Consider the following 21,797-nt stretch of genomic DNA (forward strand, 5'->3'; position numbering starts at 1 on the left):
GCTTGCGCCCATTGTGCAATATTCCCCACTGCTGCCTCCCGTAGGAGTCTGGACCGTGTCTCAGTTCCAGTGTGGCTGATCATCCTCTCAAACCAGCTAGGGATCGTCGCCTTGGTGAGCCTTTACCCCACCAACTAGCTAATCCCAACTGGGCCCATCCGGTAGCGAGAGGCCCGAAGGTCCCCCTCTTTGGTCCAAAGACATCATGCGGTATTAGCCACCGTTTCCAGTGGTTATCCCCCTCTACCAGGCAGGTTCCCAGCCATTACTCACCCGTCCGCCGCTCGCCGCCCTTAACGTCCCCCGAAGGTTCAGTTAAGTCGCTGCCGCTCGACTTGCATGTGTTAGGCCTGCCGCCAGCGTTCAATCTGAGCCATGATCAAACTCTTCAATTAGAATTTTTTTGCCCTTCCTCACTTTGAAAAAGTGAACAAAGGCGGCTCGATGAAATACTGTTGTTGTTTTGTCTCCACTTTTAAAAAAGCAGAGGCAAAACGAATTGACTGTGCCGATATAACCGAAGTTATTTCGTTTGGTCACTCAGTAAACATCGATAAATCTTTTGTCTATCAACTACGAGTGCCCACACAGATTGCATAGGTCAAATTGTTAAAGAACTTGCTCATGCTTGCTGAGCGGAGTGAGATTTAAACTCAACTCTTTTTTCGAGTCAAGCACTTTTGCTTTCCTCGTGTTAGCTGCGAACTTTGCCGTGCCAACGAGGAGCGTATTATAGGGAGAGATTTCTTGTTGGCAATACCTTTCTTATGAAAAAGTGGCTTTTTTTCTAAAAAAACGCTCAAGCGCTCAAAAGACAACCAAAGAGACAAAAAAGCAGCCAGTTTTGGCTGCTTTTTCTGTGTGATTTAGTCGAATTTTAATTTCGGATATTACTTTTTCAGGTATTGAGGCACATCAGCAATGCTATCAAGTACCGCTGTTGCCAGTTTTTCACCTTCCTCTGATACTGTCTTTCCAGTGCGAACGAGAATCTTGGTTGAAATACCTGCCGCTTCTGCAGCACGCATGTCGTCAGCCTTGTCTCCAATCATGACAGAGCTTTCCATGTCGATCTTAAGGAAATCCCGCGCAGAGAAAAACATACCTGGTTTAGGTTTACGGCAATCACAGTCTTGCTTGTATTTGTCATTGCCGTGTTCAGGATGGTGCGGACAGTAGTAGATACCGTCAAAGTCCACGCCTTTATCAGCGAAGTTCCAATCCATCCATTCCGTAAGGTTGAGAAATTCATCTTCCGTATAGTAGCCACGAGCGATACCAGACTGATTAGTCACCAGCACAAGGAGATAGCCCATTTCTTTCAATGCTCGGCAAGCATCGAAAACGCCATCTATATATTCAAAGTCATCTGTTGTACTGACATAACCGTGATCAGCGTTGATCACACCATCTCTGTCGACAAAAACCGCTGGTCTAGCCAAAACGCTACCCTCTATACACTATTACGCTGCGATTATGACACGCATTGCCAACGCAAGCATCCACGATTGTTAGGCCACCTTGACGAGTATGGTAAAGTTCCATCGATAGCCTAATGAGTAAAACCAACATGAAATATTCCCTGACGCCTGTCGGTCATATTGAATCCCCTTATAAAGAGAAATTCGCCGTCCCCCGTCAACCGGGACTTGCGCCAAGTGCTTTGGCATCTGTCATTTTAGAAGGCGAAGCATGCAATGAAGATACAGTGCGTGGTATTGAACAATTCTCGCACCTTTGGATTCTTTTCTTGTTTGACCAAAACCTAGAGCAAGGTTGGACACCAACAGTCCGTCCACCCCGCCTTGGTGGCAATGAGCGTATTGGCGTATTTGCCAGCCGCGCAACCTTCAGACCGAACGGTATCGGTATGTCGGTCGTGCCTTTGAAAGGGGTTCGTAAAGAAGGTGGCAAAATAATCATTGATATTGGGAGTTGCGATCTTGTTGATGGTACGCCAGTCATCGACATCAAGCCTTATATCCCTTATTCGGATTCCATAGAAGAAGCTGCGGGTGGATATGCTGCAGAAGCGCCTCAAACACTCGATATCCAGTTTGGCGCTCAACCTTTAGCATTTTTAGCCAAAGATAAAGACGGCCAAAATAAGCAGCAGGTGATTGGTGAAGTACTCGCACAGGATCCACGCCCAGCCTATAAAAAAGGAAAAGCCGATACCAAGGAGTATGCGGTCCACCTCTTTGACCTAAATGTGAAGTTTACCGTCGCTGAACCTGTAATCACCGTGACAGCAATAGAAGCCTTTGGCGAATAGGGTTCTCGCTGTTAATATGACGCCCTTATACCCTCCATACTGTAATTAGATAAACGGATAGCTTAGATGCGTACCAGTAAATACCTTCTTTCTACTTTGAAGGAAACGCCAAACGACGCAGAAGTGATCAGCCACCAGCTGATGCTGCGCGCCGGTATGATCCGCAAACTGGCTTCAGGTCTATACACCTGGCTACCAACCGGTTTGCGCGTACTGCAAAAGGTTGAAAACATCGTTCGTCAGGAAATCAACAACGCAGGTGCGATTGAAACTCTGATGCCCGTAGTTCAGCCGTTTGAGCTATGGGAAGAGACAGGCCGTTCTGAAAAGATGGGTCCTGAACTACTTCGCTTCACTGACCGCCACGAGCGTCCGTTTGTTCTGAGCCCGACGGCAGAAGAAGTGATCACTTCTCTTGTTCGTAATGAAGTGAACTCATACAAGCAACTGCCTTTGAATCTGTATCAGATCCAGACCAAGTTCCGTGATGAAGTGCGTCCACGCTTCGGTGTGATGCGTGCGCGTGAATTCTCGATGATGGACGCATACAGCTTCGACATCGACAAAGAAGGCTTGCAGAAGTCATACGAAGCAATGCACGTTGCTTACTGTGCGGCATTTGATCGTATGGGTCTGGATTACCGTCCAGTGCTGGCTGACACAGGCGCGATTGGTGGTTCTGCATCACACGAATTCCACGTTCTGGCAAACAGCGGTGAAGATACTATCGCATTCTCAACAGAGTCAGATTATGCCGCGAACGTTGAAATGGCAGAAGCCGTTGCACCTTCCGGTGAGCGCGTTGCACCAACTCAGGAAATGACGCTGGTAGATACACCAGATGCGAAAACCATCGCACAACTGGTTGAGCAGTTTGACCTACCAATCGAGAAAACCGTTAAGACACTGTTTGTGAAAGCGTCTGACGCTATTGAAGCTGATCTGGTTGCGCTGTTGGTTCGTGGCGACCACGAATTAAACGAAATCAAAGCCGAGAAGCTTCCACAGGTTGATATGCCGCTGCAATTCGCGACAGAAGAAGAAATTCGTGCGATTGTGAATGCGGGTCCTGGCTCACTGGGTCCAGTTAACCTGACCGTTCCTTTCATTGTTGACCGCAGTGTTGCAGCAATGAGTGATTTCGGCGCGGGCGCAAATATCGATGACAAACACTACTTCGGCATTAACTGGGGTCGTGACGTTGAGCTAGGTGAAGTGGCTGATATCCGTAACGTGGTTGAAGGTGACCCAAGCCCATGTGGTCAAGGTACTATCCTTCTGAAACGTGGCATCGAAGTGGGTCACATTTTCCAGTTAGGTACTAACTACTCTGAGAAGATGAACTGTGGCGTGCTGGGTGCTGACGGTAAGAATACCATTCTTGAAATGGGTTGTTACGGCATCGGCGTTTCACGTGTTCTCGCCGCTGCAATTGAGCAGAACCACGACAACAACGGCATCATCTGGCCTGACGCGATTGCACCGTTTACCGTTGCTATTGTCCCAATGAACATGCATAAATCTGAGCGCGTTAAAGAAGCAGCAGAAAAGCTGTACGCGGACCTTACTGCATCGGGCGTTGAAGTTCTGTTCGATGACCGTAAAGAACGTCCTGGTGTCATGTTCTCAGATATGGAACTGATGGGTTTACCACACACTATCATCATCGGTGAGCGCAGCATGGACAACGGCGTGTTTGAATACAAGCACCGTCGTGACGGCGAAAAAGTGCCGGTTGAGATGGAAAACATGGTTGAGTTTGTGAAAACGAAACTGGCCTAATTCCACTGACTGAATCGAAAAACGCTTCCATTTGGAGGCGTTTTTTATACGCAATCATTAAAGAATGTAACGAGGTTCCGTCCTCGTTCTTTTGACCTGTATAGCGCCTTGTCCGCATGGCTGAAGTAAACTTCAACTCGCTCGACTTTATCGTCCGGTGTCACAAAAGCGGCACCAAAGCTCATGGTGACCGGAATCACCTTGCCTTCGAATTCAAAGCGGCACTTTTCGATTTCCTGCCTAATGCGTTCCAGTACCTTATTAGCACGAACTATGTCTTTCACACTGAACAGCAAAAAAAACTCCTCACCACCAATACGCCCAACCCTGTCATACAGCCTGAGTTGTTGGCTTAACAACGCTCCTAATTGACGCAGAATCGCATCTCCTGCCGGATGACCATATTTATCATTAATACGTTTAAACCAATCGATATCACATACAGCAAAACACAGTCGGCTTTCCGTTCTCATTGCACGGGAGAGATCCTCATGAACTCTTTCGAACAAAGCGCGGCGGTTCAATAGCCCTGTCAGTTCATCAAAGCTTGCAAGGCGATCCAGTCTGGTCATGGCTTCTACCAGTCTTGCCTGAAGCTTTAGTGTTCTACACCCTACCTCTACCCTTGCTTTTAATACCTGAGTATTAAATGGCTTAGTAACAAAGTCATTCGCCCCTTGGTTAAGACCTTCTGCAATGTGCTCTGCGCTGTCCCGTGCAGTACATATAATAATGTATGGGGGATTTTTCATATCGTTCTTGCGAACTTTCTGACAAAGCTCGATACCGTTATAACCTGGCATTTCCCAATCGAGGAGCAGTAATGAAGGTGGATCAAATTGCATGATATACTCCAGTGCCTCCAAACCATCATGGGCGACCACCACTTCGATTCCCCATTTTTTTAGCAATACTTCCACCAATTTGGCAGAAGCTTTATCGTCATCAGCGATCAAAGCGCGTACTGAAAATGCCATTTCATACTCTTTATGAGTGCTATTGAATAGAAATATACCATCCGACGTTCTCCTACTAAGAGGCAATAACAAAATCGTCAGTTTCTTTTAGCTGTAGATCACAGTCAGCCAGCAACTTTGAGCAGTTCAAAAGCATCAGCCTCTCAGAAGAATCTCTTCTGGTTCATACTTAAGATAAGCAAAATCAGATAGGTATAGACTATGTCGTCTTCCGCGCGTTCAAACTTTCACCGAAAGAATATCGCCCTGTTGTTAACAGGTGGTGGTGCGCGTGCGGCCTATCAAATTGGCGTGTTGAAAGCGATTGCGGAATGGTACCCCCGCGTGCACCACAGTCCGTTTACTATCTACTGTGGAACTTCAGCAGGTGCACTGAATGCCACCTCCCTTGCTTGCCATACGTCATGTTTCCGACTTGGCGTCAAAAAACTGTCTTGGCTTTGGACAAACCTGACAACCAAAGATGTGTTTAGCAGTTCTTTGTCAGGCATGTTCCATCATATCGGTCGTCAGGGTTTTGCCCGTATGCAAGCCCAGTATCACTGCGCACCGCCCTTTGGCCTTCTCGACAACAGGCCACTGCGTGCTTTACTGAATAACGTACTGAATTTCAGTAAGATAGAACATCAAATCCTCGCAGGGAATTTGCGAGGGCTGGCAATTACAGCATCGAATTATCAAACCAGTAAGTCCGTCACTTTCTATCAGGGGCAATCTTGTATTGAGCCTTGGACACGATCCCGTGCGATAGGGGTTCCTTGTCAGATCACGACAGAACATCTGCTGGCTTCTTCTGCCATTCCAATCGTTTTTCCTGCTTCGCAGATCGGGCATAGCTATTATGGAGATGGTTCTGTTCACCAAATTGCCCCACTTCGCCCAGCTTTGAAAATGGGGGCAGATCAGGTGTTAATTATCGACTTGAACCCTAAACAGCCATCTAAAAATCATGGGCTTGTGCATGCTCCTGGGTTGGCAACTCTTGGTGGTCATTTGATGGATGCGATCTTTGCAGACACACTTTCTGCGGACCTTGAGCATTTGGATAGGATGAACACGCTGGTTGGTAACATGGCAAAGGCAAAAGCGGAAAAATTGGCGCTACGGCAAGTCGATGCCTTTCACCTTTACCCTTCTAAACCCTTTGAGTCATTGGTTGAGCGCTACTACTGTCATATGCCCATCGCAGTAAGAGGTCTGATGAGAATTCTGGGCATTAGCCCTATTGAAGATGCAGCGATAACCAGCTATCTGCTATTTGAGCCGAAATATATCAACCACTTAATTGACATGGGATATCAAGACGCTCAGAATCGTCGATCCGATTTAGCAGCCTTTCTCTCTGACGAGTAACCCCTGCGCACCGGATGAAGCACGTAAGCTTCAGTAGAACTGGAACGCTTTTTGCTTTTGTTGATTAAAGCATAAACAGTGATAGTTTTTGGCTTCTGAGGCAATTTCGATGAGTACGCAACTGGAACAAGTAAAAAAAGCGGCGATTCAATCTCGTCGTGTTCCTCTGGGTGCGGATCAGCGTCTTATGGTGCTGCAGAAACTTCAAGGAAGATTGGATATCGATCCTCTGTTTGAAGTTTTTACCAGAGAGTTAGAAAAGCAAATCGACATCACCCGACTGATCTGGGAGCACGAAGAGATCTCCCATATCGTCCGCCGTGGTGGTGCTTCAGAGTATCGACAAACCTTCTCACTCAAGTTCGCTAACACCTCACTCGGCATGCTGCAATACAGCACACCATATAAACTTGATGATGACGAAATTGCCCTCATCCATACCTATCACAAGCTGCTTGCAGGCCCTTTAAGCAATGCAATCGAATACAACCGCGTTCGCAACCTAGCGCTGCTTGATAGCCTGACCGGTTTAAATAACCGAACCAGCTTTGAGCAAGACCTCCGCCAGTCTATAGCAATGACTGAGCGTAATGACCACGGTTTGATCCTGATGATTTTCGACATGGATAACTTCAAGCAAGTGAATGACACTTATGGCCACCTCGATGGTGATAAAGTACTGCGCCGCTTCTCACTGCTACTTAAAGAAGCCATCCGCGCCTCTGACCGTTGCTACCGTCTAGGCGGTGATGAATTTGCGGTCATTCTGACCCCGGCAACCCGCGAATCAGCGCAATTGGTGAATGATCGACTCAAATCTCTCATCGCAAAAGATCCTCTGCTGACGGCACACAATATCTCTAGCTCTGTTGGTTGCTCTGCATATCGTCAAGGTGACAGTAACGTATCGATGTTTGAGCGGGCTGACCGCGGCATGTACCGCAATAAGCATAAACGTCGCTAACCCTTTCAGACCGAACAATCTAAAGATGCAAAATTCAGGTTGTTTAGTTATAGACAACCGCTTTCAAGGCTCCTTTCTGGAGCCTTTTTGCGTTATATTGGCTCCAGTTTTATTCAAGGAGTAGCTATGAAAGTCTACGATTGTTGCGACCTAATCCGTCAACGTTATTCAGAAATTGGCAGTGGAGAACAAGGCTATATTCCTAAAGCGATTGCTTGTGCTGTACGTGCATTGAACGCAATCGCTTCTGACGAGCAAGCGTCAGAAGCTCTTCGCGAACAGGCAGCATTCGCAGCAGCTAACCTTCTGATCAGTGACCATGAGGATGCATGATGGATCTGAAGAACTTTGAAACCATGGACACCATTATGTTGATGAGTATCGTGAACATGAAGTTACGTGATGATTTCTCTTCCTTGGAAGAATTAGCGAAGTATTTTGATGTTGATGCCGAAGCACTGAAAACAAAACTCGCCTCTGCAGGTTTTGAATACATGGCCGATCAAAACCAATTCCGTTAATGGTAGAATAATAACAATGAAAAACGGAAGCCTTGGGCTTAATGCCGATCGTTTTAAGTAATTGAACGATCCTACGCTGGCTTCATAATCGGCCTCAACATTGTTGAGGCCGATTTTTTATGTCTGAGCTTTTGAAAGAGTTACACATCACCGCTGAGTTTTGCCAAGACCATCCTATCAACGCATTCTCTAAACACATTCCTCTTGATTGGGTTGAAGAAGCCTTCAAGCAAACTGGACGCGCTTCTTTGCGTAAACGTCGCTTTCACGCTGAGCAGGCAGTGTGGCTGGTTTTAGGGATTGGATTACTGCCCAACCGTTCGATTCAGAATGTTTGTGACCAACTTGAGTTGGCTTTTCCTGATACCAAAGGGGAACTTCCTCCTCTCGCCACAAGCAGCATCATTAAGGGCAAGGAAAAGCTCGGTGCCACGCCGATGCGTTATCTCTTCAAGCTCACAGCAGCGCAATGGGATAAGCAATGTGAATTCGACAAGGTATGTGACTTGAAGGTGCTCAGTGTTGATGGCACTTACTTCAAGACTCATGATACCGACAGTAACCAGCAATTTGGCCACGCACAAAAATCAGCCTCGTTCCCCTCGGTGCTCGCTTTCACCCTGATGTCGACAAAAACTCACATGATATCTGATGCAGCATTTGACCCCGTCAGTCAGAGTGAAATCTCTTAAGCACAGCAATTGGCTGGCTCCGCTCCCGAGAATTCTCTGACCTTGTTTGATAGAGGCTTTATGTCGGCGGAGCTGTTTACCAACTGGCAGGGTAGCAGTCAAAACACGCATTGGCTGACGCCAATCAAAGCAAAGCTCAGGTATAAAATTATCGAATCTTACGGTGAGTATGATTATCTCGTGAAACTGCCCGTCTCTCCTCAAGCCCAACAACAAGCGCCGTACTTGGGAAAGTCGTGGACAGCAAGGCTGGTGTTAATTCCCTCGCCAAAAGGTGAGATAAAAGGCTTTATCACGTCATGTCTATGCCCGAGAAGATATGCACTAAAAGAACTGGTAGAGGTGTACTGGCAACGCTGGGAAATAGGGCAGGGCTACGGAGAACTGAAGCAATATCAGCTGGCAAACAAGCCCATCTTACGAAGCTTAAAAAGCGAGAGTATCTATCAGGAGTTGTGGGGGATCCTGACGTCTTACAATATCGTCCGTTTAGAGATGGCGGCGATGGCGAAAGAGCACAACGTTGAGCCGTTTAGGATAAGCTTCCTCAATGCGCTTTATCTCATCCAAGATGAGTTTATCTGGGCGAGTGGCAGAAGCCCTGGTGCAGTCCCTAAGGCACCAGAAATGCTTAGAGAAAATGGCAAACGGCTGATATTACCTAACAAGAAAAAGAGGAAAGCTTACCCTCGGGCAGTGTTGAAAAGACCCGCAAAATATCCGACCAGAACCAGAGAGAAAAAAGCCACTCGCTCTTAAGCGAGTGGCCTTACTCACAAGGAGGCGGTTTTCGAATCTCTTTACTTGCTGATTACAGCGCAGCCAAAGTCAGGAAGAAACCGGCGATAGTTGCACTCATCAGGTTAGACAGAGTACCTGCACATACTGCTTTCACACCGAAACGCGCGATGTCGTGACGACGGGTTGGCGCGATGCTACCCAAACCACCCAGCAGGATTGCGATAGATGACAGGTTAGCGAAGCCACACAGTGCGAACGAAATGATTGCTGCAGTCTTCTCAGACAGGTCACCGATGATTGGGGTGAAGTTCAGGTAAGCAACGAATTCGTTAACAACAATCTTCTGACCGATGAAAGAACCCGCGATGTCAGCTTCTGCCCATGGAACACCAATCAGGAATGCCAGTGGTGCGAACACTTTACCCAGAATCCACTCCAGCGTCAGGCCTTCGATGCCGAACCAACCGCCGATGCCAGACAGCATGCCGTTGATCAGTGCAATCAGACCGATGAATGCCAGCAGCATTGCACCGATGTTTAGAGCCAGTTGCATACCAGAAGATGCGCCACCTGCTGCTGCGTCGATAACGTTTGCAGGCTTGTCTTCTTCTTCGTCACCGTCTTGACCCAATTGCTCGATTGGCTCGTCAGTTTCTGGCTTGATGATTTTCGCGAACAGCAAACCACCTGGTGCTGCCATGAACGATGCTGCAATCAGGTATTCCAGAGGTACACCCATTGCTGCGTAACCTGCCAGTACACCACCTGCTACAGATGCCAGACCACCACACATAACTGCGAACAGTTCAGACTGGGTCATTTTTGGCACGTAAGGACGTACAACCAGAGGCGCTTCAGTTTGACCAACGAAGATGTTCGCGGTTGCAGACATTGATTCCGCGTGAGAAGTACCCAGTACTTTACGCAGTGCACCACCCAGAATACGGATAACAAACTGCATGATACCCAGGTAGTAAAGCACGCTGATCAGCGCTGAGAAGAATACAACAGTAGGCAGAACCTGGAACGCAAAGATAAAGCCGATACCATCTACAGAGAAGTTAACCAGGCTACCGAACAGGAAGCCGATACCGTCTTTACCGTAGTTGATCACGTTCTGTACAGCATTAGACATGCCGTTCAGGATTGCTTGGCCCGCTGGGACAAACAGGATGAAACCACCCAGAATAAACTGGATCGCAAATGCACCACCTACAGTACGCAGGTTGATGGCTTTGCGGTTGTCAGATAGCAGTACTGCAATACCCAGCAGCACAACCATCCCTACAATGCTCATAATCAGGCTCATAAAAGGGTTCCTAAAAAAGTCTTGGCGTCTCGACAAATTGGGAGTGTTATTCCGGCGGCGATTATACGCATTGGTTGGGGACCAAAGGAATGCATAAGTCACACTTGAAGTGAAAAATTCGGTGCAATTCACTCAAAAAGGTGATGAAGGTCTATTTTTGTGAGCTATGCACGACGCAAACGTTTGGGCAAACGATGCCTTTTAGACGTTCAACGCAAAGCATGCTGTCGAGTTTTGTGTGGTAGCGTGAATAATTTCCCCGACATCGACCTCTTTTAGCGTGGCTAAAGCGTGGGCAATCAGTGGTAATCTCTCCGGCAAATTAGGCTCACCCTGAAAGCCAAAAACCGGCATATCGGGCGCATCTGTCTCCAAAACCAAAGAGGAAAGTGGCAACTTTTTCACCGCATTTCGGGTCTTATTGGCGCGCTCGTAAGTGATGGTGCCGCCAATCCCGAGAAGAAAACCTCGCTTTATGTACTCACGCCCAATCTGCTCGCTGCCACTAAAAGCATGCAAGACCCCTTTCACTGCCGGAAAACCATTCAGAATTTGCAGTAATTCGTTGTGCGCTTTACGACTGTGAAGGATCACGGGAAGCTGATATTTCTCTGCTAATTGAAGTTGTTCCGTCAACAGCCATATTTGTCGCTCTGGATCGGCATTTTCTATCGCAAAATCCAGCCCACACTCGCCAACAGCAACCAATCCTTTCGGCGCGTCAGCCAAAAACGCATCCAGCTTCTGAATGTCTTCGTCTTGATGCGATGTCATCCAGACAGGATGTAATCCCACCGCATACGAGATCTCAGGAAATGCCTCAGCCAATGCTGCGACCCGCTCCCAGTTTTCTGTCGCTACAGCGGGTACCACAAGACTGTTTACTCCAGCGGCTACTGAGCGCCTCACCCAATCTTCAGGGTGGTCAGCAAACGGAGGGAAATCAAAATGGCAGTGGGTATCAATCATTGCAGCAAAGGCTCAGTGGGCTACTTCTATATATAGAGGATACAAAAAAGCCGCCTTGCGGGGCGGCTTTCTTTTACGCCTTGTGATTAGTGCTCACGTGTTGCACGGAAGCTCACATCAGGATGACGTTCTTGCGTCAGGCTCAGGTTCACCATGGTTGGCGCAATGTAAGTGAGGTTGTCACCGCCATCCAATGCCAGGTTGGTTTGGTTCTTGCGCTGGAAATCATCCAGTTTCTTCGCATCACCACATTCCACCCAGCGCGCTGTCGCAACGTTAACAGGCTCGTAAATCGCTTCAACGTTATATTCAGACTTCAAGCGTGCTACAACCACATCGAACTGAAGTACACCCACCGCACCAACAATCAGGTCATTGGATGTCATCGGGCGGAACACCTGTACCGCACCTTCTTCAGACAGCTGTACCAATCCTTTCAGCAATTGCTTTTGCTTCAGTGGATCACGCAAACGGATACGACGGAACAGTTCTGGCGCAAAGTTTGGAATACCCGAGAACTTCAGATCTTCACCTTGTGTGAAGGTATCACCAATCTGGATAGTACCGTGGTTATGCAGACCAATGATGTCACCGGCAAACGCTTCTGCCGCGCGGGCACGGTCACCCGCCATAAAGGTTACCGCATCAGAGATCGACACCATTTTACCGGTACGCACATGCTTCATCTTCATGCCCTGGCTGTACTTGCCAGACACGATACGCATGAATGCGATGCGGTCACGGTGTTTAGGGTCCATGTTTGCCTGAATTTTGAATACGAAACCAGAGAACTTCTCTTCACCCGCTTCAACCGCACGCTCATGGGTTTGACGCGGTAATGGTGCAGGTGCCCACTCAGTCAAACCGTCCAGCATGTGGTCAACACCAAAGTTACCCAGTGCAGTACCGAAAAAGACAGGTGTCAGCTCACCGCTAAGGAAAAGCTCTTGATCGAACTCATGCGAAGCACCCAGCACCAGTTCAAGCTCCTCACGCAGTTGCTCTGCCAGGCTTTCACCGACCGCTTCATCCAACTCTGGGTTATCTAGGCCTTCGATGATGCGAGAGTCCTGGATCGTATGGCCCTGACCTGTTTGATACAGGATCGTTTCATCACGGTGGATATGGTAAACGCCTTTGAACTCTTTACCACAGCCAATCGGCCAGAAGACTGGCGCACACGCGATATTCAGTTCACTTTCCACTTCATCCATTAACTCCATTGGGTCACGGATGTCACGGTCAAGTTTGTTCATAAAAGTGACAATCGGCGTGTCACGCAGACGGGTCACTTCCATCAGCTTACGGGTACGATCCTCAACACCTTTTGCCGCATCAATTACCATGAGGCATGAATCCACCGCCGTCAGCGTGCGGTAAGTATCTTCTGAGAAGTCCTCGTGTCCCGGGGTATCAAGCAGGTTAACCAGACAATCATTGAATGGGAACTGCATCACCGAGGTAGTGACCGAAATACCACGTTCTTTTTCCATCTCCATCCAGTCAGACTTCGCGTGCTGGTTTGAGCCACGGCCTTTTACCGTGCCGGCTGTTTGGATCGCGCGTCCGAATAAAAGCACCTTTTCAGTAATAGTGGTTTTACCGGCATCCGGGTGCGAGATAATCGCAAACGTACGACGCTTGCCGACTTCTTGCTGAAGTGGAGAGTTTGACATGCTTAAGCTTTTCCGCGTTAAACAGCGCGCAGGCATTAGAACGTAGCTGCGCGCAGTGTAGATGAATTCAAATCGGCGGGTATTTTGTACGATCTCGGGTTGAGACTCAACGATAGCCCGAAAAATCCTTCATTTATGCTCAGAGAGAGACAATTTCGCTCCAAAAAACAAGCTTCTAAGATTTACACCCAAAGCGTCCAATTATTGACACAATCACCTTCACACCCGCTCACTTTTTGAAGTCACTCTCACTATAGTGAGATAAAGCTTTATTGTTCATGAAGATAGTTAGTAGCGATGATTATAGGAATTTACAATTTCCGTCACTTTTTTGTCGTTTTTTTTACATCAGTCTTATAACCAATTCATTTGAGTAGTAATATGAATGATGCTTATGTGTCTTTATTGAAACACAAATCATAATTTACCTTTCGCAGGAAGAGATTCATGGATTCGATTATCACCAAACAGGCTGCAAAAGTAATTTCAGTAAACGGTAATGCATTCATTAAAGTGAACGGGAAAGACGTCCCTATCACTGAAGTTTTAGACCTTAACGCCGGCACTGAAATCTTTATACCTGAGGGTGCAAACGCCCTCCTATCGCTTGAAGACGGCACAATGCTCCCAGTTGGTAAACAAGGCTCACCTGCACAAGATATCTTAGGCTCACCGCTTGATGACGAAATCACCGCTATTCAAGCATTGATTGAAGACGGTGTCGATCCGACAGAAGCACTGGAAGCAACCGCAGCAGGAGGAACACCTTCAAGCTCAGGCTCGCAAGCGCCCGTGGCTATCGCTCGCATTGGTGAAGAGACTATTGCTCAAGCTGGTTTTGATACACAAGCTTCGGCAAGAAGCTTCCTCACAGAGCGTGAAGTGCGTGAGGATAACGATGATTCTAGTTTTGCGGGTGATGATGGTACGGACACTACAGAGCCTACTATTCCACCAATCAATGCCACTTTCACCCTTTCATCTTCTGCAGATGGTGAAAATGTCACCGAGGGTGGCCAGATCACCTACACCGTCACTGTCAGTCAAGCCACTCAAGAAGACATCACTATCACTCTAAGTAACGGTGAATCTATCCTCGTCCCAGCAGGCGAAACGACTGGGTCAGTTGTAGTTAACGTTCGTGAAGATGACCTTTTTAAACAAGACAATGACGAATTGACCGTTACTATCGAGGAGATTTCAGACAACAGCTTTGATAGCTCGACACCTGAAGGCACAGTAACGAATATGGTTGTTGATGATAGTGATACTGTCACCATCAAGCTTTTCGTTACAGATGCGCAAGGCAATATCTTAGTCGATGATAATGGAATCCCCGTTACAACCAGTTCTATCGTAGAAGGCGGTAATACTTTCTATGTAGCTCACATAGTTGATAGTGAGGGCAACATCATTGAAAACGTTTCTGGTGAAGTAACGATTAACTTTAGTGAATTAGCCAATACCGATGGACAGAAAGACTACTCACAAAGTGGTTCCTCTATCACTGTTAATCTTGGCGAACAGATCTCTGCAAATACTATTGATGACGTTTTAACAGAAAATGACGAATCATTTGAAGTTAGTGTTTCACTAACAGAGCGACAGAAAGAAGCACTCAATGGGGTGTTTGAGAGTGTCATTGTCGATGGTGTTGTGAGTAACACCATCACCGACGACCGCGGGACCGGCTCCAACACCGACATTGACGAAGACACCACCGCTACCTTTGCGGTTTCCGGTCAGGACAGCGTGAAGGAAGACGGTAACAGCTACCTCAAGTTCACCGTGTCCCTCGGCAACAAGGTCAACGCTGACGTGGCCTTCACACCAACCACCGGTGTGGACGGTGACGACAACACTGACGACGCCATTGCCGGCACTGACTACGAGACCAAGTACTACGTCAAGGAAGGCGATACCTTCCGTGAAGCCACGGCCGATGACTTTGTCATCAAGGCCGGTGAGACCGCCAAGGACATTTATGTCCGCGTTATCGACGACAAGCTGGCTGAGAACACTGAGTCCCTCGTGCTGACCGCCTCCACAACCAGTGCCCTGGTTGAAGGCAGCAAGACCGACAGTGACACCGGCACCATCACCGACGACCGCGGGACCGGCTCCAACACCGACATTGACGAAGACACCACCGCTACCTTTGCGGTTTCCGGTCAGGACAGCGTGAAGGAAGACGGTAACAGCTACCTCAAGTTCACCGTGTCCCTCGGCAACAAGGTCAACGCTGACGTGGCCTTCACACCAACCACCGGTGTGGACGGTGACGACAACACTGACGACGCCATTGCCGGCACTGACTACGAGACCAAGTACTACGTCAAGGAAGGCGATACCTTCCGTGAAGCCACGGCCGATGACTTTGTCATCAAGGCCGGTGAGACCGCCAAGGACATTTATGTCCGCGTTATCGACGACAAGCTGGCTGAGAACACTGAGTCCCTCGTGCTGACCGCCTCCACAACCAGTGCCCTGGTTGAAGGCAGCAAGACCGACAGTGACACCGGCACCATCACCGACAAAGACCCACTAATCATTACAACAACCCCAATTAAGTTGAGTGAGGAAGGACTAAATAGTGGCATCAAAGACACTACGGTGAGTGAAGATACTGTCGGAGATCCAGGGGATACAAAGGTAGACAATGGTGACAACGCTTCAATGAAGGGCAAGGTAACCCTAAATGTTGAAGACCCAAGTGATTATGTTATTAAGTTTGCGGTTGATGACTCTGGCGCACCAATGCCATCAAGTTATCCATTGGAGATTAATGGAAATGATTGCAGCATCTATTGGTCTTTCGAAAACAATATTCTCGTTGGGCACCAAAATGGCGTAAAAGTCGTCAGTATTGAGCTTACCTCTACTCCAAATGCGCACGGCGAGTTTGAGTATACCGTTACATTGCATGATTCAATAGCCCACCCTCTAACTGATGAAGGTGGTCAAGGTATTGAAGATGTTCTGACCAACATTAATGTTGGTATCAACGTTTACGAAAACGGGAACGAGAGTTCGGGCAAGGAGCTAAACAGCACCCCATCACTAATCGATATCAGTGTTGATGATGATATGGTCGACCTCTCTCCGGAAATCAACTTTGTAGAAGCCAAGGTAAACAAATCAGATAATAGTGAGATAATCAAAGATTTCTCCGAGTTCACAAATGGGACTCAAACGAGTTTAAAACTCGGTATCGATGGAAACAACATTACATTTACCGCAGTTAACAAACATGGTTCTAAAGCAGACCTGAAAGTAACCGGTCAAGGTCTAGGCGTCTTGTCGAAGGTTCCAGGTGATGGAAACGACAATGAAATTGAGTTCGATGACGGCCGTGCAGAAACTGTGATTGGTTCATTGGAAAATATTGCTCACTCCATTTCGCTTAAGCTAGGGAACTTTGCCGATGGCGGAGAGGCAGATGACAACGAATCTGGAGTTATTGTTTTTTACCGTAATGGAATTCCAATTGCCTCATATACTTTTGAAGAAGCAGATCTATTAAATCGACCAGAGTCCGAACAGACGGGCGTTATCAGTTTCGATATACCAGCTGGTTTTGATGAATTCCATATCACACCAACAATTTCAAAGGGTGATGATGACGATTCCGATTTTACATTAGTAGGTATTTCTGTCTCTAACGAGAAGTCCGAAGGACTTGCGACTGCCAATGGCAAAATAAATGTCAACTATGGTGCTGATGGTGAAGGCACGCCGCCAATTATTTACTCAATGGCAAATAGCGAAGCTTATAGTTTCGTGAAGAACTCAAACAGTCATTGGAGTATCAAAATCAAAGACTCCGATGTAATTTTAGGGGACGTTTACTTAGAGGAAAGTGGCGATTGGAGTTTCATCCAATACGCACCTATCCATGAAGACATCACATTTAAGGTACAAGCTTCCGACGCAGATGGTGATACTGACAAAGTAGCCGTAACAATAAAGCCATCTAGCGAGCTCATTGGCTCAACAATCATCGAGACATCCGAGGGCATTCAATCAGTAAAAATGCTAAACGACGGAGGGTATGTTGATAACAACTACGGAAGCAACATATATCCATGGATAGATGTCAACGGAGAGTCCCTAGGACATGGAAGCAAAACACAAATAGGTGATGGGCATGATTATATTGATGTCGGAAATTACAATGATCATGTTGAATCGGGTGTTGGAAACGATTTTATTTTACTTGGTGATAGTGGTCAAAATGCGAAGAACTTTTCCAAGGGAGAATTATTTGCCAAACAAGCCATAAGCGAGATAGCCCCAAATGGAGAAGATAGCCACCTAGGGAGCACTTCATACTCTTGGGCTGATTTTGGCAATGGAGGAGCTGGAGACGACAGAATTTATGGGCAAAGTGGCATAGATCTGGTCTTAGGCGGCTCAGGAAACGATTTTATTGATGGCGGAGCTGATAATGACTACCTGCGAGGTGGTTCAGGTGATGATTCCATACACGGAGGCTCAGAAAATGATTGGCTTCGAGGGGAGTCTGGTAATGACACCTTAAAGGGTGGCACAGGTAAAGATACTTATGTCTGGGGGAGCGGCGATGCAGATCTCGATGAAACTTGGGTTGATACCATCACCGACTTCAACATTTCCGAAGGCGATACGTTAAGCCTTGGTGATTTATTGCAAGCCGATTCCGTTGTCACTGCAACCGATCATAATGGTTCGATAGTTATCAGTATCGACATTGATGGTAATGGTGATATTGAACAACACATTGTTCTGGATGGTATAACTGTCGACAACGGACGTATTGTTATCAATACAAGCAACGGTGATTTAACCATTACTGATTCTGATAACACAGTTAACTCGACGAACTATACGATCGTTATGCCTGACGATCAGTAAAATCTCAAAAGGGCCCAGCCTCCGCTAGGCCCGCTTTTTGATTCTAATTTTTGCACGTTTATTTTTTTAACTTTTTAAGAGAGAAATAGGTGACTGACGCAGCGATTGCCGAACGCAAGCCGCAGCAGTGGCGCATTAGTGCGTCAACGCAGGCGGTAGACGACCCGTTGTTAGATTGCTTGGTCTTTTTGACTGAGCACTATGGTTCGCCGTGCTCGGGGGATGCCTTAACGGCAAGCCTGCCGATGACTGACGCCCTATTGACACCAGATTTATTTCCACAAGCCGCAGCCCGAGCAGGGCTAACGGCAAAACTTTCACGCAGGCAACTAAAAGCGATACCAAAACTTTTGCTGCCTTGCATACTTCTTTTGACCAACAAAAAAGCCTGCATTCTTCGTGAAATAAATGCCAACGAAAGCACGGCGTTAATCCAAACCTCTGAAAATGGTGGTGAAGAAGAAATTTCACTGGCAGAACTGGAAGCGATGTATACCGGCTATACGTTTTTAGTTAAGCGCCAGTATCGTGGTGACAACAGCATCGATCTTCACCTTCATGACACCAAAATCCACTGGTTCTGGCAAACAGTCAAAGATTCGTCACCTATTTATCGTGATGCTTTGATTGCTTCGGTGCTGGTCAATATTTTCGCCTTGGTATCACCGCTATTTGTCATGAATGTCTATGACAAAGTGGTGCCTAACCTTGCCTTTGAATCGCTATGGGTGCTGGCAACGGGTGCACTGATTGCCTTTAGCTTTGACTTTCTGATGAAAAAGATGCGCTCTTACCTGATTGATATTGCGGGTAAGAAGGTCGATATCATCGTCTCATCCCGCCTGTTCGCTCGCCTGATGGGGATTCCACTAGAAAAACGAGCGAAAAGTGTCGGCGGCATGGCGAAGCAGCTTGGCGAGTTTGATGGCATTCGTGACATGCTTACATCCGCCACCATCACGACTTTAGTTGATCTTCCTTTTGCAGCATTCTTCCTATTCGTGATTTATATCGTTGCTGGCGATTTGGCAGTCATACCTTTAGTCGCAGGCATACTCATTATTGGTTACGCCCTTTTGGTTCAACCTAAGCTGAAAGCGGCTATTGAAGAGTCCAACAAATACTCCAGCCAGAAGCATGGGCATTTAATTGAAAGCCTTTCTGCATTGGAAGGTATTAAGGCAAATGTCGCGGAAGGTATCGTACAGAAAAGCTGGCAACAGATGACCGCACATACTGCAAATTGGAATCTCAAGGTGAAACAAATCACCAATTCGGTCTCCTACTTTGCTTCCTTTATTGTTCAGGTCACTTCTGTTGCCGTGGTGGTGCTAGGCGTTTATCGCGTCGCAGATGCCGAAATTACCATGGGCGGCATTATCGCGGCGGTGATGCTTTCAAGCCGTGCTGTATCACCAATGGCGCAAATGGCGGGCCTCATGAGCCGCTGGAACCAAACCCAATCCGGTATGCGTCAGCTCAATGCCATGATGGATCAGGAAGATGAATTTGCGGACAAAGGCCACTTGGTTAGCCGCAAGCGCCTCAAAGGTGATATCTACGCAGACAATATTGGTTTTAGCTACCCAGAGTCAGAAAAACCAACCCTCCACCCCACCAGCCTGACCATCAACGCTGGTGAGAAAATTGCCATTCTGGGTAAGAACGGTACGGGTAAAAGTACCCTTATCCGAATGCTATCAGGCCTTTATCAGCCAACGGCAGGCAGCTTGCGATTTGATGGTGTCGATGCCAAGCAAATTCACCCAGCAGATCTGCGTCGCAATGTGGGTTATCTGGCACAGGATGTAACGTTATTTCACGGTACGATACGCGAAAATATCATGTTTGGCACAAGACAGGTGACAGAACACCAGTTAATTCGTGCCACACAACTGTCAGGTGTGGGGATATTTACCTCGCAGGATAGCGAAGGTCTTGATAAACAAGTAGGCGAGCGTGGCGAGGCCCTATCCCGTGGTCAGCGACAATCAGTCGCACTGGCACGCGCCCTGCTCAATGACCCACCACTACTCATCATGGACGAGCCCACCGCCAGCCTTGATGCCCATGCGGAAAACCAGTTTATTCATGCCATGAAGTTCGCCTCGAAAGACCGAACTTTGGTGATGATCACCCACAAAATGGCGCTGCTTCAATTGGTAGATCGTGTGATTGTGATGGACAAAGGCCGCATTGTCATGGATGGACCAAGGGATAAGGTGCTTGAGCGTCTAAACGGCAACGGAGGAGGTCAAAATGACTAACGCACTAAAGCGTGATGACATTGAAATGACCGATGACGTCTATGGTGCCATGCTAACAGACGCGCCGGTGCGTTACCGTCTTGTTATCTGGGGTGTATTTGCTTTCTTCGCTGCCATTATCACCTGGGCCGCATTTGCTTCTTTAGACCGTGTCACCCGCGGTGAAGGCAAGGTTATTCCTTCCTCTCAGGTTCAGCTCATTCAAAGCTTGGATGGCGGTATTTTACAAGCCATGTATGTGCAAGAAGGCCAGTTAGTCAAACAAGGCGAGCCCCTAGCCCGCATTGACGATACTCGCTTCCGTTCTGACTTTGCACAGCAAGAAGAAGAAGTCTCCAGCCTACGTGCCAACATCATTCGTATGCGCTCAGAGCTTCGCAGCATTGAGCTGTCTCCTACCGCGCCCAATTGGCGAGAACAAATTGCCATCACCCTGTCTCCGCTTGAATTTCCTGCCGAGCTTGAAGAGTCAGAGCCTGCGCTTATTGAAGGGCAGCGTCAGGAATACGAAGGCCGTTTATTGGATCTGAAAAACCGCCTTGAGATTTTGGCTCGCCAAATTTTGCAAAAACAGCAAGAGAGTCAGGAGGTTGAATCTAAAATCCGCACTTTGTCAGACAGTTTTGGCCTGATAAAGCGTGAACTCAAAATTACTATTCCACTGGCGAAAAAAGGCATCGTTTCAGAAGTCGATTTGCTCAAACTCGAGCGCCAGGTCAATGATCTTAAAGGTGAGTTGGACTCCCTTCGTCTCATGCAGCCGAAAATCAAAGCAACGGTCGATGAAGCCATTTTAAAGCGTCGTGAAGCCGTGCTCGCATTCAGCAATGAAACCCGTTCGAAAATGAGTGAGCTGGAAACCCGTCTTTCCCGCTTAAGCCAAGCCCAGGTAGGCGCACAGGATAAAGTAGACAAAGCGGTTATCACTGCGCCAGTCACCGGCACCATCAAAACCATTCATATCAATACCCTTGGTGGCGTCGTCCAGCCGGGTGTTGATTTGATAGAAATCGTTCCTGCCGAGGATCAGCTTCTTATCGAAGCCAAGATCGCACCGAAGGATATCGCGTTCCTGCACGCGGGCCTGCCTTCAGTTGTCAAGGTAACGGCATATGATTTCACGCGTTATGGCGGCCTCAACGGCACGTTGGAGCACATCAGCGCGGACACCACGCAGGATGAAGAAGGTAACAGTTTTTATCTGGTTAGGATCCGGACGGAGAAATCCAGTCTGGAGAAAAAAGATGGCAGCGAACTGCCGATCATTCCGGGCATGTTGACCTCAGTGGACATCATTACCGGTAAACGGACAGTTCTCGAGTATTTGCTGAATCCCATATTGAGAGCGAAAGAGTCAGCGCTCCGAGAGCGTTGATAA

General features: G+C 47.6%; 16 protein-coding genes and 1 rRNA gene. 11 read left to right on the forward strand and 6 right to left on the reverse strand.

Annotated features, from left to right (window positions below):
- Together GMA8713_RS03875 and gmhB are read right to left on the reverse strand one after the other, a co-directional pair.
- A 16S ribosomal RNA gene (locus GMA8713_RS03875) occupies positions 1–395 on the reverse strand; the annotation flags it as partial.
- Positions 396–890: 495 nt separating this feature from the next.
- A complete protein-coding gene (gene gmhB, locus GMA8713_RS03880) occupies positions 891–1,442 on the reverse strand; it encodes a D-glycero-beta-D-manno-heptose 1,7-bisphosphate 7-phosphatase (protein WP_062705901.1) in 552 nt (183 codons plus the stop codon).
- Between the two features lie 128 nt (positions 1,443–1,570).
- Here gmhB and tsaA point away from each other — a divergent pair, with 128 nt between their 5' ends.
- Both tsaA and GMA8713_RS03890 read left to right on the forward strand, forming a co-directional pair.
- Positions 1,571–2,275 (forward strand): tRNA (N6-threonylcarbamoyladenosine(37)-N6)-methyltransferase TrmO, encoded by a 705-nt coding sequence (gene tsaA / locus GMA8713_RS03885; RefSeq protein WP_062705904.1) that lies wholly within the window; start codon positions 1,571–1,573, stop codon positions 2,273–2,275.
- 66 nt (positions 2,276–2,341) lie between these two features.
- Positions 2,342–4,057 (forward strand): proline--tRNA ligase, encoded by a 1,716-nt coding sequence (locus GMA8713_RS03890; protein ID WP_062705906.1) that lies wholly within the window; start codon positions 2,342–2,344, stop codon positions 4,055–4,057.
- A gap of 44 nt (positions 4,058–4,101) precedes the next feature.
- Here GMA8713_RS03890 and GMA8713_RS03895 read toward each other — a convergent pair whose 3' ends face one another.
- Positions 4,102–5,034: a GGDEF domain-containing response regulator gene (locus GMA8713_RS03895; protein WP_062705909.1), complete on the reverse strand. Its 933-nt coding sequence runs from the start codon at positions 5,032–5,034 to the stop codon at positions 4,102–4,104.
- A 201-nt stretch (positions 5,035–5,235) separates the two neighbouring features.
- Here GMA8713_RS03895 and GMA8713_RS03900 point away from each other — a divergent pair, with 201 nt between their 5' ends.
- The 6 genes from GMA8713_RS03900 (at position 5,236) to GMA8713_RS28730 (ending at position 9,323) form a co-directional block, all read left to right on the forward strand.
- Positions 5,236–6,387 carry a patatin-like phospholipase family protein gene (locus GMA8713_RS03900; protein WP_062705911.1) on the forward strand — a complete coding sequence of 384 codons (1,152 nt, stop codon included), beginning with the start codon at positions 5,236–5,238 and terminating at the stop codon, positions 6,385–6,387.
- A gap of 109 nt (positions 6,388–6,496) precedes the next feature.
- A complete protein-coding gene (locus GMA8713_RS03905; protein ID WP_062705913.1) occupies positions 6,497–7,351 on the forward strand; it encodes a GGDEF domain-containing protein in 855 nt (284 codons plus the stop codon).
- Between the two features lie 126 nt (positions 7,352–7,477).
- Positions 7,478–7,684: a YaeP family protein gene (locus tag GMA8713_RS03910; protein ID WP_062705915.1), complete on the forward strand. Its 207-nt coding sequence runs from the start codon at positions 7,478–7,480 to the stop codon at positions 7,682–7,684.
- Complete coding sequence (locus GMA8713_RS03915; RefSeq protein WP_062706155.1) at positions 7,684–7,872, forward strand: DUF4250 domain-containing protein; 189 nt, start codon at positions 7,684–7,686, stop codon at positions 7,870–7,872. Before GMA8713_RS03910 ends, GMA8713_RS03915 begins: the two co-directional genes overlap by 1 nt.
- Before the next feature lie 119 nt (positions 7,873–7,991).
- Entirely contained in the window at positions 7,992–8,564 is a 573-nt protein-coding gene (locus tag GMA8713_RS28725; RefSeq protein WP_232314345.1) for a transposase domain-containing protein, read from the forward strand.
- A gap of 9 nt (positions 8,565–8,573) precedes the next feature.
- Positions 8,574–9,323, forward strand: a complete 750-nt coding sequence (locus GMA8713_RS28730; protein ID WP_232314348.1) for a transposase — start codon at positions 8,574–8,576, stop codon at positions 9,321–9,323.
- Positions 9,324–9,375: 52 nt separating this feature from the next.
- On the opposite strand, the gene GMA8713_RS03925 is transcribed toward GMA8713_RS28730, so the two are convergent.
- The 3 genes from GMA8713_RS03925 to prfC all read right to left on the reverse strand — a co-directional run bounded on the left by GMA8713_RS03925 (position 9,376) and on the right by prfC (position 13,259).
- Positions 9,376–10,614, reverse strand: coding sequence for a NupC/NupG family nucleoside CNT transporter (locus GMA8713_RS03925; protein ID WP_002538940.1), 1,239 nt, complete (start codon positions 10,612–10,614; stop codon positions 9,376–9,378).
- A gap of 201 nt (positions 10,615–10,815) precedes the next feature.
- Entirely contained in the window at positions 10,816–11,583 is a 768-nt protein-coding gene (locus GMA8713_RS03930) for a TatD family hydrolase (protein ID WP_062705918.1), read from the reverse strand.
- An 86-nt stretch (positions 11,584–11,669) separates the two neighbouring features.
- Complete coding sequence (gene prfC / locus GMA8713_RS03935) at positions 11,670–13,259, reverse strand: peptide chain release factor 3 (protein WP_062705921.1); 1,590 nt, start codon at positions 13,257–13,259, stop codon at positions 11,670–11,672.
- Positions 13,260–13,706: 447 nt separating this feature from the next.
- Between prfC and GMA8713_RS03940 the strand changes: the two genes are divergently transcribed.
- The 3 genes from GMA8713_RS03940 to GMA8713_RS03950 all read left to right on the forward strand — a co-directional run bounded on the left by GMA8713_RS03940 (position 13,707) and on the right by GMA8713_RS03950 (position 21,794).
- Positions 13,707–18,152 (forward strand): retention module-containing protein, encoded by a 4,446-nt coding sequence (locus GMA8713_RS03940; protein WP_062705923.1) that lies wholly within the window; start codon positions 13,707–13,709, stop codon positions 18,150–18,152.
- Between the two features lie 89 nt (positions 18,153–18,241).
- Complete coding sequence (locus tag GMA8713_RS03945) at positions 18,242–20,419, forward strand: type I secretion system permease/ATPase (protein WP_062705925.1); 2,178 nt, start codon at positions 18,242–18,244, stop codon at positions 20,417–20,419.
- Complete coding sequence (locus tag GMA8713_RS03950) at positions 20,412–21,794, forward strand: HlyD family type I secretion periplasmic adaptor subunit (RefSeq protein ID WP_062705928.1); 1,383 nt, start codon at positions 20,412–20,414, stop codon at positions 21,792–21,794. Before GMA8713_RS03945 ends, GMA8713_RS03950 begins: the two co-directional genes overlap by 8 nt.
- Positions 21,795–21,797: the final 3 nt, after the last annotated feature.

It is taken from the genome of Grimontia marina (assembly GCF_900060185.1).
GTDB lineage: Bacteria > Pseudomonadota > Gammaproteobacteria > Enterobacterales > Vibrionaceae > Enterovibrio > Enterovibrio marinus.

Coding starts and splice junctions, on each gene's coding strand:
- tsaA (WP_062705904.1), top strand. CDS start 1,571: ATGAAATATTCCCTGACGCCTGTCGGTCATATTGAATCCCCTTATAAA.
- GMA8713_RS03890 (WP_062705906.1), top strand. CDS start 2,342: ATGCGTACCAGTAAATACCTTCTTTCTACTTTGAAGGAAACGCCAAAC.
- GMA8713_RS03895 (WP_062705909.1), bottom strand. CDS start 5,034: ATGGCATTTTCAGTACGCGCTTTGATCGCTGATGACGATAAAGCTTCT.
- GMA8713_RS03900 (WP_062705911.1), top strand. CDS start 5,236: ATGTCGTCTTCCGCGCGTTCAAACTTTCACCGAAAGAATATCGCCCTG.
- GMA8713_RS03905 (WP_062705913.1), top strand. CDS start 6,497: ATGAGTACGCAACTGGAACAAGTAAAAAAAGCGGCGATTCAATCTCGT.
- GMA8713_RS03910 (WP_062705915.1), top strand. CDS start 7,478: ATGAAAGTCTACGATTGTTGCGACCTAATCCGTCAACGTTATTCAGAA.
- GMA8713_RS03915 (WP_062706155.1), top strand. CDS start 7,684: ATGGATCTGAAGAACTTTGAAACCATGGACACCATTATGTTGATGAGT.
- GMA8713_RS28725 (WP_232314345.1), top strand. CDS start 7,992: ATGTCTGAGCTTTTGAAAGAGTTACACATCACCGCTGAGTTTTGCCAA.
- GMA8713_RS03925 (WP_002538940.1), bottom strand. CDS start 10,614: ATGAGCCTGATTATGAGCATTGTAGGGATGGTTGTGCTGCTGGGTATT.
- GMA8713_RS03930 (WP_062705918.1), bottom strand. CDS start 11,583: ATGATTGATACCCACTGCCATTTTGATTTCCCTCCGTTTGCTGACCAC.
- prfC (WP_062705921.1), bottom strand. CDS start 13,259: ATGTCAAACTCTCCACTTCAGCAAGAAGTCGGCAAGCGTCGTACGTTT.
- GMA8713_RS03940 (WP_062705923.1), top strand. CDS start 13,707: ATGGATTCGATTATCACCAAACAGGCTGCAAAAGTAATTTCAGTAAAC.
- GMA8713_RS03950 (WP_062705928.1), top strand. CDS start 20,412: ATGACTAACGCACTAAAGCGTGATGACATTGAAATGACCGATGACGTC.